The 6,672-nt window shown below is 34.7% G+C and carries 7 protein-coding genes and 1 pseudogene; all 8 read right to left on the bottom strand.

What is annotated here, in order from left to right; translation table 11 throughout:
* Nucleotides 1-275 precede the first annotated feature (275 nt).
* Nucleotides 276-2,249, bottom strand: coding sequence for an ATP-dependent zinc metalloprotease FtsH (gene ftsH / locus JG537_RS08610; RefSeq protein WP_199544937.1), 1,974 nt, complete (start codon nt 2,247-2,249; stop codon nt 276-278).
* A gap of 21 nt (nt 2,250-2,270) precedes the next feature.
* Nucleotides 2,271-2,813: a hypoxanthine phosphoribosyltransferase gene (hpt, locus tag JG537_RS08605; RefSeq protein ID WP_074482435.1), complete on the bottom strand. Its 543-nt coding sequence runs from the start codon at nt 2,811-2,813 to the stop codon at nt 2,271-2,273.
* A gap of 4 nt (nt 2,814-2,817) precedes the next feature.
* The gene (tilS, locus tag JG537_RS08600) at nt 2,818-4,083 is read right to left on the bottom strand and encodes a tRNA lysidine(34) synthetase TilS (RefSeq protein ID WP_199544929.1); all 1,266 of its coding nucleotides are present in this window, start codon (nt 4,081-4,083) and stop codon (nt 2,818-2,820) included.
* Nucleotides 4,084-4,093: 10 nt separating this feature from the next.
* Nucleotides 4,094-5,380 carry a serine hydrolase gene (locus JG537_RS08595; RefSeq protein ID WP_199544923.1) on the bottom strand — a complete coding sequence of 429 codons (1,287 nt, stop codon included), beginning with the start codon at nt 5,378-5,380 and terminating at the stop codon, nt 4,094-4,096.
* Between the two features lie 12 nt (nt 5,381-5,392).
* Nucleotides 5,393-5,515 carry an SP_0009 family protein gene (locus tag JG537_RS08590; RefSeq protein WP_199544922.1) on the bottom strand — a complete coding sequence of 41 codons (123 nt, stop codon included), beginning with the start codon at nt 5,513-5,515 and terminating at the stop codon, nt 5,393-5,395.
* A 1-nt stretch (nt 5,516) separates the two neighbouring features.
* Nucleotides 5,517-5,888 (bottom strand): FtsB family cell division protein, encoded by a 372-nt coding sequence (locus JG537_RS08585; RefSeq protein ID WP_157628618.1) that lies wholly within the window; start codon nt 5,886-5,888, stop codon nt 5,517-5,519.
* Nucleotides 5,875-6,147, bottom strand: a complete 273-nt coding sequence (locus JG537_RS08580) for an RNA-binding S4 domain-containing protein (protein ID WP_006531199.1) — start codon at nt 6,145-6,147, stop codon at nt 5,875-5,877. The genes JG537_RS08585 and JG537_RS08580 overlap by 14 nt, the downstream gene beginning before the upstream one ends.
* 314 nt (nt 6,148-6,461) lie before the next feature.
* Nucleotides 6,462-6,650: pseudogene (locus JG537_RS08575) on the bottom strand (helix-turn-helix transcriptional regulator); the annotation flags it as partial.
* Nucleotides 6,651-6,672 lie beyond the last annotated feature (22 nt).

Here is a 6,672-nt window from a genome sequence, read left to right as displayed (position 1 = left end):
AACTCGCTTTGTCAAGAACTTTTTTAAGTTTTTTCAAAGCTGTTTGAAATGTTAGCTGCTTCAAACAACAGCTTATTTAGTATACTAAACTTAATTTACACTGTCAACACTTTTTTGATAGTTTTTTCATTTATTATTACTGTCTCAGTATTGCCCATTTTCGAGCTTATTTTCTGTGTATTAAAATTCTCCTACCTTTTTATTTATAGATAAGAAAAGAAGGCTCTACGAGCCTTCTTTTGCCTTTCTGATTAAATCTTTACTTATAATGTGGATTATTCTTCAGAATCATCCATTTTTTCTTTTACTTCATCGTATGAAAGTGCGTGCGCTTCCTCAGTATCGTTTTCTAGCTCTTCAGGTACTTTACCTGTTTCATAGATAGATTTAATTTGAGCAGCATCCAATGTTTCATATTTAAGAAGCGCTTCTGCAATAAGTTTATGAGTTTCACGGTTATTGTTGATGATATCAGCAGCTTTATCACGTGCTTCATTTAGAAGAGCACGTACTTCGTCATCGATCATTTGTGCTGTTTGTGATGAATATGATTTTTCTGGTGATACTTGGCCTGCCATTATTGCATGATTGCCTTCATATTGAACAGGACCTAATTTTTCACTCATACCATATTCTGTTACCATCGCACGAGCCAACTGAGTTGCTTGTTCAAAGTCATTTGATGCACCAGTTGTTTGTGCATTGAAGATAATTTCTTCTGCAACACGTCCACCCATCAATCCAGCTAATTGTTCTTTAAGATCAGATTTAGAATGCAACATTTGGTCTTCTTTAGGGAGAGCAATCATGTAACCTCCTGCACGACCTCGCGGAACAATTGTTACCTTATGAACGACACGTGCACTTGAAAGAACTAAACCAACAATAGTATGTCCGGCTTCATGGTAAGCAACCATTTCACGTTCACGTTGTGAAATCGTACGGTCTTTCTTAGATGGACCAGCAATAACTCTATCTTCAGCTTCATCAATATCTGAAGCATCGATTTTAGTTTTATTACGACGAGCAGCAACAAGCGCAGCTTCATTTAGAACATTTTCAAGGTCCGCACCTACAAAACCAGGCGTTTGTTGTGCAACAACTTTCAAATTAACATCTTCTGCCAATGGTTTATTTTTAGCATGTACTCGAAGAATTGCTTCACGCCCTTTGACATCGGGACTTCCGACAAGAATCTTACGGTCAAAACGTCCTGGACGAAGAAGAGCAGGATCTAAGACATCACTACGGTTAGTTGCAGCGATAACAATGATGTTTTCATTTCCTTCAAAACCATCCATTTCAATAAGAAGTTGGTTAAGAGTTTGTTCGCGTTCATCATTTCCGCCACCCATGCCAGCACCACGTCGGCGACCGACAGCATCGATTTCATCGATGAAAATAATTGCACGCTCTGCCTTCTTAGCATCTTCAAATAGTGATCTAACACGACTCGCACCCACACCCACAAACATTTCAACAAAATCAGAACCTGAAATTGAGAAAAATGGGACGCCAGCTTCACCGGCAACAGCTTTAGCAAGTAAAGTTTTACCTGTTCCTGGAGGGCCTTCTAAAAGAACACCAGCTGGAATACGAGCACCAAGTGCTTTATATTTTTTCGGATTTTTTAAGAAATCAACAACTTCAACAAGTTCTTGTTTTTCTTCTTCAGCTCCAGCAACATCAGAAAATCTCACTTTAACATCACCTTTACTTTGTGACTTAGCTCGATTTTTACCAAAACTCATCGCTCCACGAGCACCATTTCCGCCTTGATTCATCATCATGAAGAAGAAGACAATTACTAGGATAAGTGGAAGATAAGTTAATGCCAAAGATAGCCAAGCACCGCTTGAACTTTCTTGTTTGATATTTACATCAACATCTGCATCATCTGCCGCTTTAGTAAGTGTATCAATAGAAGAATCACTTGGTAAAATAATTGATGTAAACTCAGTAACTGATGTTGAGTTACTTCCTTCTAGGAAAGGAAGAGAAGCACTTGATTTTGTTTTTTTAGGTTTCGAATACTTACCACTTACTTCAATAATGCTACCGTTTGGCTGGTAAGTAATCGATTTAATATCACCCGCTTTAAGTTGCTTAACTAAAGTCGAGTAATTAATTTGTTGACTTTGTGTACTTGTTCCTCTCAAATAATATTGAAATGCGGTAATCGCCGCAATAATGACAAGAATATAAATAAAGGAATTTTTAACAAAGCCATTATTTTTGTTATTTTTCATATATTAACTAACGACTTTCTACTATTTTGAATAGATTTCTTCTTTCAAAACGCCAACATATGGTAAATTACGGTAACGTTCAGCATAGTCAAGACCAAACCCTACGATAAATTCATTTGGAACATCATAGCAGACATAATCAGCTTCGATGTCAACGACACGACCTTCTGGTTTGTCAAAAAGAGTTGCGATTTTTACTGAACTTGCTTTACGGTATTTAAACATATCACGAAGATATTTTAGAGTACGTCCAGTGTCGATGATATCTTCGATAAATACGACATCACGACCTTCAATATTCGTATCAACGTCTTTAAGAATTTTTACTTCACCACTGCTTTTTACTCCACCGTGGTAGCTAGAGACAACCATAAAATCAATTTCGACATGTGTATCGATATGTTTGATTAATTCTGCCATAAAAGGAACAGAACCTTTCAAAACACCAATTAATAGAGGATTTTTACCTTCATAGTCTTTTGTAAGTTGTGCGCCTAATTCTTTGGTTTTGGCAATAATCTCCTCTTCAGAATACAACACTTTTTCAATATCTTGTTCAAGCATGACATCACCTATTTCTAATTTTTTCAATATACAATTTGCCCTCCATTATATCATGTTTAGAGGGTTTTCTCAAATAAGTTTTATCAGCAACCTGGACAAAAATAATTTTTCCATCCTGCTCGCCGATAATAGCATTAGCACGTTCTTGACTTGGAATTTTCTCATCGATAAAAAGCCTACGCAATTTTTTCGAAAAATCTCCAAAATCAATGCGGTCACCTTCCTGTCTTTTTCTCAAAAGAATAGGATTTAAACTGTAAATGGCTATGCCTTCCTTATCTTTGCTAACAAATTGAAATTGAAACTGACCATAATTGACTATACTGTTATATTCTAGCATCTTTTGAGCTAGTTCCCCATCGGTCTTAGGGCTGATTTTTTTCACTTGAAATGTTTCATAATCTTTAACTAGCCAGTAATCTGATTTCACATGATAGTTAGCATTAGATTTATTTCTTAAAAGATGCAACATTTCCTCAAATTGCCCATGAGACACTTGTAAATCAGGAAAATTTTCAAGATAATTTTGAAATAGAACAGTCTGAACTGACAGTGTCTGAGCTAAAAATTGAGAACAGTTTGTCGCCTCAATACCTTGTGTTAAATCTTGGAATGCTTGAAAGAGTTGTTGGCTTTCATGACCAAGATAGCGGAGAGCTTGTTTAAATTTAGGATTTTCTTCCTCTAGTACTGGAAAATAACGATTTCTAATACGATTTCTCAAAAACCCTAAAGAATGATTGGTATCATCTTCAAAGTGAAAAATGTCAGGTAAATCCCTCTTCGAATAAGTCAAAAATGGACGAATCAACTCTCCGTTACCAAACGCATTAACTGGTTGCATTCCAGATAAATGACGCAAGCGACTACCTCGTAAAAGACGCATAAAAATAGTCTCAGCTTGGTCATCTGCATGATGGGCCGTTACAAGAGCTGTATAATGATGTGCAGTCATCATTTGTTTAAAAAAGCTGTAACGAAAATCACGCGCAGCTTTTTCAGAAAAAGTCCCCGAAAAATAAGCAACGTGAATTGGTACCTGATGGTTTCCTGCCCACTCGCGTAAATAAGCTTCCTCAGTATCTGACTCAATACGCTGTTTATGATTAACGTGAGCAATAGCAATCTCTATGTCTAATTTTTTTCGATATATATACAAAAAGTGTAGCAGATTCATAGAATCTACTCCACCTGAGACAGCTATTAAAATTTTTTTATGTTTGGCGAAATATGCCTGTTTTTGAATTTCTTTTACTAATTTATCATACATAAGACTTCACTTATTTCAAAATGTTGTAAACGTCATTAGCGATATTTGAAATATCGTCGTAAGAAGCTTTATCTGTAAAAATTGACAAAATAAAAGGTTGATTAGCATAAACGATAGCAACATCGTGTCTGTAATCATAAGCATCACCGATTTTATGAGCTACCTGAACATTAATATCTCTAGAGATACGTGCATTATCAAAAGCAGTTGATGATAAATACGAAATGATATCTCCATTTTGCTGATAGATAGCTTCCATTAAATCAGCGGCAGTTTTAGATGACATTTCACGTGCTTTCATATCAAAATTAGTATTCGTTATAGCACTAATATCTGATGTGAAATGATCACCATATTGTTTGGCAATATAATAGCCTAAAATATTGGTTGCAACGTTATCAGAATTCTGACAAACAGCTTTTAATAAATCTTCAACACTGTAATCTTTGTCATCAGCAGTTTTGCTAATTTTTCCGCTACCGCTTGGATTATAAGCTTTAGCAAAATTATTAACATCAGCAGTGTATTTCAACTTATCATCCATTTTAACACTGCCATCTTGAATTTTTTCTTCAACGTAATAAAGGGTCGCTAGCTTAGCAACACTAGCTGCATACATCGTTGTATCAGAATTAATCCCTGCTGTTTCTTGTGTTGAGAGTTGTTTAACGTAAATTGAGTAGTTACTTTTATTATATTTCTGATTAAGAACCTGCTGCACTTTTTCCATACGGTTATCTGTATCAGAAAGAGAATCACTACTAATCCATCCTTTACCATCAACTTTATAATAAGTTCCATGATAAGTTGTCGCTTTTTGAGAAACGGTAACTGCTGAATAAGCGTTTAAATCTGTTTTTACTTCCTGTGTGCCAACAACATATGGTGTTTGATAAACTTGAAAATCATCCTTTAACCAATAATTTTCGGAAACTGTTTCCTGACTAAGAATAACATCATCATAAATTAATTGACGGCTGGCTTCAATATAATTACCATCAGATAACTCAAATACTGGTTGTGAATTATCATTGATTAGAATTCTATCAATATCTAATTGGCTGTTAGCAGCAATTGTTCTTGAAGCAACCGTCAAATTACTATCTTTATAAATGTCGCTAGTTTGGATAAGGGCAGGATTTGCTGGTATAGCATCAAAATAAGTAGTCGATGCCGCTATACCAGCTGTCAATCGATATTTATCGGTATTACTTAAATCTACGTTTTTTTCAGTACTAACAGCAGAAAGAGAAGTCAAGAAAAATGGTATTAGCATCACTGCGAATAGTCTTTTCATTGGCTCCTCCTTTCATTCTTTTTTAGTTGATTGGTGATTTTCTTCTCGTAATTTTTGATTTTTTTCAGCCAATTCTTCTAACTTTTCATCAGAATAAGCTAGAAATTTTTCAATAGTTTCGATTAAATTTTCCATATTATTTTGGTAATAGATTTGGCAATGGATAAACCGTTTCGCCTGAACGTGATAAGTAATACTTAGCACGAGCATACTTCTCAACATAATTTTCATCTTTCAAACGATTAGCCAAAACTTTTTCAGCATCCGTTTCAACAACTAGATTGTCATATGTTTTCTGAAGTGAAACAACTTTATCCTTACGTTCTTGTAAAGTTTGATAACTTTTAACAAGGTTGTAAGTTGGTAAAATAAACAACAACATGACAACAATCAAAATCCATCCCATAAAACGATTACGTTTGCGATTTTCTTCTTCTATGTAACGTTTTTTGGTATTTTCATCATTGATGTATTGATTATTCAATTGAACGATATTAGGCTTCTCCATCCGCTTCTATCCTTGTTTCATTAATGATTTCGTACATTTTAGTTGCATCTTCTTTTTTAGTACTGTCTTTCATTTCTAAGACACGTACAGTCAACAATTTATTTCCAAAACGAATTTCAACTTCGTCGTTAATTTTTAAATCAGTTGATGATTTAGCTAAGATACCATTTACTTTGATACGTCCTTTGTCAGCTACTTCTTTAGCAACTGGACGACGTTTTATAATACGGGATACTTTTAAATATTTATCTAATCTCATAATATTTTACCTCGCAATCTTTTCTATTTTATCACTTTTTTTCAGAAAATAACTGTTTTCAATATGTTTGTTAAGATAATGTAATAAAAAGGAATGAGACAAAAATCGGTAATTTCGAAGAAATTTGATTTTTCGTCTCACCCCAGCAAAGTTGAGTAGGGTTGTAAAAGCTGATTTATCAGCGCCTTAGAACCCACCCAGCAGTGATTGATTGGCACTAAAGTTCCTAACAATTGTACATGGAAAACTCTAAGTTGACTAGTTCCTCCAAGCCACTGCGTCATAATTATTTATAATTACATAGAAGCTGTGCATTTTTGCACACAATCTGAAGAAACATCAAAATAGGCCGCAATCAACAAGAGTGAATTGATATCTGGATAAGTTTTACCACGTTCCCAGTTAGAAATTGTTTGACGTGAAACATAAAGTTTTTCGGCTAGCTCTTCTTGAGAGACATTTTTTTCTTTTCTCAATTCAACTAATCTGCGTTCAAGTTTCATTTTGACCTCCTTGATAATGCCA

The sequence above is a fragment of the Streptococcus vicugnae genome (assembly GCF_016461705.1).
Lineage (GTDB): Bacteria > Bacillota > Bacilli > Lactobacillales > Streptococcaceae > Streptococcus > Streptococcus vicugnae.
The sequence above is the reverse complement of the archived record's forward strand: the minus strand, read 5'-3'. Positions and strand labels throughout refer to the sequence as shown.